The sequence below is a fragment of the Thermomonas sp. genome, assembly GCF_035369645.1.
Lineage (GTDB): Bacteria > Pseudomonadota > Gammaproteobacteria > Xanthomonadales > Xanthomonadaceae > Thermomonas.
Map to the genome: position 1 here is coordinate 1 of NZ_DAOOUM010000081.1, position 4,113 is coordinate 4,113.

A 4,113-nucleotide genomic window follows, 5' to 3' on the forward strand; every position below is an offset into this window, starting at 1 on the left:
AACGATAGCCACGCGTTGCGTGCTTGGCGCGCACTCGGAATGTGGCCAGAGCGCGGTCAACTCCAGCAGCTGGCGTGCTTCGATCTGCGAGATTTCCATGGCCTTGCCTCGTGATTTTCGTTTTCGATTCCCGCAAGATTGCCTTCGGGTCGTCGCAAAACCTGAGATGGTGCGACGCCTCATGCATTTGTCGCCTCCTGATTTCAGGATTGGACGGGCGTCCCTTCCCAGCAGCTGGTCTTGTCCCATTGCCGGGTGACACGGTTCCATTGGTAGCCATCGCCACGCGTGCAACCGGCTGCGATGCTGTCGCGTGTCGGCATATACGTTGCGATTTTCACGTTGTCAGCAATGAACGGCGCCAATGCTTCCCCGATGGCTTGTGCTTCCCGCAAGGCGGCGGCGTAGTCGAACCGTCGAACCTCGGGCGAGTCATATCCAGCCACGTCAGGATCGATGTAGCACGCCGCCCATTTGGCAATCCGTACACGCAGTGTGCCGCCAATGCGCGCATGGAATGCGGCATCCGGCCTTCCTCTTTGTGTGAACAGGCCGCCTGCGGTGTCGGGGTATAGGCATAGCGTTTCATTGAGAGGGACTTCCTTCAATTCCCACGCATGCAACGCGCCCGCCTTGCGAAGAACGGCATGGGCGCGCTGGTGTTGCGACATCAGCCAGCGTTGGTAGACCAGCCCGTCATGCTCGTCGCACTCATTCGTTGTTGGCAGTGGATATTCCGGTAGTACGCGCCCCTTGTACTCATCGGGTAATTGGCAGGTCTCGGTAAAGCATTGGTCGAAGGACTGAATATCGAGCGCTGTATCGCTGTCCTGCAGCAAGTTCGGATCCGCACCGAATTCCAGCATCAACCTGATCCCCGGGACGACACCGAACTGCGAAAGCGCGTGCAGCATAAGCTCAGGTTCGCCTCGGTGGGAGACCATCGATTGATTCGGATTCGCGCCGCTCTCCAGCAATGCACGCAAGATACCTAGCCATGTTTCGGAATAACGATCCGTGGTTCGCCACAAAGATTAGGGAAACCGCACGGCTTACCAACGTGGCATGGGTGCGTCGGCCGGCTGTGGCGATACGCTAAAAATCACTCACCGTTTCGGCATTCATCGCTTGATCCAAGCGAATCTTGTTGGCAAACAGCGAGAACGCCAACATGCCTGCCAAACCATTGGCACGTGCCGCCCACGCCGGCAGCCAGCGCGGTTCTTGCAAGCTGCCGTCATCGAACAAGGGTTGAAAACGTTGCACATCGGCCAAGGTCATTTTGCCGGCAAACAAACGCCGGCATTGGCGCAAATTGCCGTGTTTGAGCGACCAACGAAAGAACGTGTGCACGCCAATCAAGCCGCGCAAATAGACAGTGTCTTTGGTGAATGCCATGCCGCCGCTGGTGGGCACGCCGCGAAACACGCGCTGCGCCGAGGTGAAGCTTTCCACCTGATTTTGCCCGGCATCCAGAAAGTAGCGGAACACCTGCATGAAGTCCGCACCTTCCATCGCCATTGCCACCGCTTCGATGCGCAGGCTGACCCGCTTCATGCGCTCGATATCAATGCTGCCGGTGATCAATTCGGCAAACACCGCCAAACCCTCTTGGGTGGCGGTGCTGCGCGGCGAGGACAATGCCATGCTGGGCAATACCTGTTGTTGCTGGCCATTGAGCGCGGTCAACGAATGCACAAACGCTTCGTGCTGCAACAGTTGCTGCATGTCGTAATCGGAAAACGCGGCGCCAGCGCGGATACGAATCTTGCGCGAGCCGGCCGCAGCCTTGGCAATCAAATCCGGGTCCAGCTCGACCTCGATCACCCGCGCATCAAAAAAATCATCCAGCTGTGCTTGCAAGCGCAATGCCAGCGCGGTGGCGGAAATTTCCACCTGCTCGGCAGGCGATAACAATTCGCTGTCCAGCTCGCCAGCTACCGACAAAAAATGCTGCGCGGCCTCGCGCGTGGTCACCCCGCCCGGCAGCGTGTGATCGGGAGTGCCGAATAACGCCACCGACAATTCCGCCACCTTCGGTGTGCCCAATTGCTCTAACAGTTCTGCCGCTTGCTGCCAGCTGTGCGCCGACTCGATCAAATAAATGCCCAGTGGATGCGCCGGATCGGCGGCGGCGGCAATCGCCGCCAACTCGCGGCGCGCATCGGAAAAATCATGCTTGGGATATTGATACACCGGCAACGTGGCGCGGCCTTGCGCGTAGTCGGCCAAAAACGCCTGCTGCACACTGGCCGGCCAACTGACCAGACTCAACAGGCGAATACCTTTGGCTGCCTTGGCCATGCGCAGGTCCAGCGCGGCGTGGTGGGCGATGGGATCAATGGCGGTCATATTTTGCATCCAACCGTTTGTGTAGCGCCTTGCCCTGCACCCGCGCCTGCGCCTTCTGCGCCAACCGCGTGGCCAGTTGGTTGGCTGCACCGGTGACTTCTGCATCCAGCTTTAAGAAGTTGTCCACGCGGGCCGCCTCCAACACGCCAGATGCAATCGCCACACGCACTGCGCAACCGGGCTCGTTGGTGTGCTTGCAGTCGCGAAACTTGCATTGCTGCGCCAAGGCTTCGATGTCGGCAAAACTTTCTGCCACATCTTCTTCGCCGGTAGGTTTGAGCTCGCGCATGCCGGGGGTGTCGATCAAACATGCGCCAGATGCCAGGGCCATCAAGGCGCGATGGGTGGTGGTATGGCGGCCACGCGCATCGCTGGCGCGCACTGCGCCGGTTTTCATTTTTTCGTTGCCAAGCAAGGTATTGGTCAGGGTGGATTTGCCCGCGCCGGAGCTGCCCACCAGCACAATACTTTGCCCCGCCGCCAGCCACGGTGACAGCGCACCGGCGCTGGCCGGGTCTTTTGCATTCAACGCCAGCACCGGCACATCCAGCGTGCGCAGCGCCGCCAAGGCTGCCTCCACTTCGGCCTCGGGCTTGTCGGATTTAGTCAGCACGATGACCGGCTGCACCCCGCTGCCACCCACCAACAACAGATAGCGTTCGATCCGGCGCGGGTTGAAATCACCATCCAGACCGCACACCACAAACACGGTATCGATATTCGCCGCGATCACCTGCTGGCGGTAATGCTCGCCGGCGGCACCGCGCTTGATCGCCGACCATCGTGGCAACAACGCCACGATGCGCAATGCTTTGGGTGCACAGCCCTCCACCAACACCCAATCACCCACCGCCGGCCGCGCCTCGGGGTTAATCTCACCTTTGCGATAACTGCCGGCGCGCTGCCATTCGGGCAACGATTCCGCCGGATGCACAACGTCGATGACTTCAGAAACCCGATAGCCACTGCGATGCTGCTCCACCACCCGCGCCGGCCGCGCCTGCGGATGCGCGGCACCCAATGCGGCCCAAGCTGGCGGCAGTGTTGCCGGCGTCCAGTGCCAGCCGATGGCAGACAGGGGGGTCATGGATGAAATTTTGCGTGCATCCGGCGGATTCTAGCCTTGAACGGTGCTTGCGCCCGGCTGCAACCGTACTTGTCGCAGTGTTTATCCCGCCTATCGCCTTATTTCCGTTAGGCTTAGCCCCCCACTTTCGTTTTGTTCGCGCCAATGTCCACCTTCAACCCCCGCAACAAGATCGCTACCCGCAGCCGTTTGACCGAGGTTCGCTATGAAATCCGGGGGGAATTGGCACGGCGAGCGCGGGAGTTGGAGGGTCAGGGCCGCAAGCTGATCAAGCTCAATATCGGCAACCCCGGCGCGTTCGGGTTTCGTGCGCCGGAGCACTTGCAAGATGCGATCGCCGGCGGGATTGCGCGCACCGATCCGTACACCCACCAGCAAGGCCTGCCGGAAGCGCGCGAGGCGATTGCCGCCTTCCACAAGCAGCGCGGCACGCCCAATGCGTCGCCGGAGCGGGTGTTTGTCGGCAATGGTGTGTCGGAACTGATCGACATCTCGTTGCGTGCGCTGCTGAACCCCGGTGAGGAAGTGTTGGTGCCTTCGCCCGACTACCCGCTGTGGTCGGCGGCGACCATCCTCAACGATGGTCGCCCGGTGTATTACAAATGCGACCGCGACAACGGCTTCCTGCCCGACCCCGAGCAGATCGAATCGCTGGTGTCCTCGCGCACCCGCGC

General features: G+C 60.6%; 4 protein-coding genes. 1 reads left to right on the forward strand and 3 read right to left on the reverse strand.

Annotated features, from left to right (window positions below):
- Positions 1 to 203: 203 nt before the first annotated feature.
- The 3 genes from PK789_RS11410 to rsgA form a co-directional block, all read right to left on the reverse strand.
- Positions 204 to 986, reverse strand: a complete 783-nt coding sequence (locus tag PK789_RS11410; RefSeq protein ID WP_324308932.1) for a hypothetical protein — start codon at positions 984 to 986, stop codon at positions 204 to 206.
- A 109-nt stretch (positions 987 to 1,095) separates the two neighbouring features.
- Positions 1,096 to 2,352: a flavohemoglobin expression-modulating QEGLA motif protein gene (locus tag PK789_RS11415; protein ID WP_324308934.1), complete on the reverse strand. Its 1,257-nt coding sequence runs from the start codon at positions 2,350 to 2,352 to the stop codon at positions 1,096 to 1,098.
- Positions 2,339 to 3,448: a ribosome small subunit-dependent GTPase A gene (gene rsgA, locus PK789_RS11420; protein ID WP_503011951.1), complete on the reverse strand. Its 1,110-nt coding sequence runs from the start codon at positions 3,446 to 3,448 to the stop codon at positions 2,339 to 2,341. Before rsgA ends, PK789_RS11415 begins: the two co-directional genes overlap by 14 nt.
- A 135-nt stretch (positions 3,449 to 3,583) precedes the next feature.
- Here rsgA and PK789_RS11425 point away from each other — a divergent pair.
- Positions 3,584 to 4,113, forward strand: a 530-nt coding sequence (locus PK789_RS11425) for an aminotransferase class I/II-fold pyridoxal phosphate-dependent enzyme (protein ID WP_324308935.1), incomplete at its 3' end; no start/stop codon positions are given.

Excerpts from the sequence above, each read along its gene's own strand:
- PK789_RS11415 (WP_324308934.1), bottom strand. The coding sequence starts at position 2,352 with ATGACCGCCATTGATCCCATCGCCCACCACGCCGCGCTGGACCTGCGC.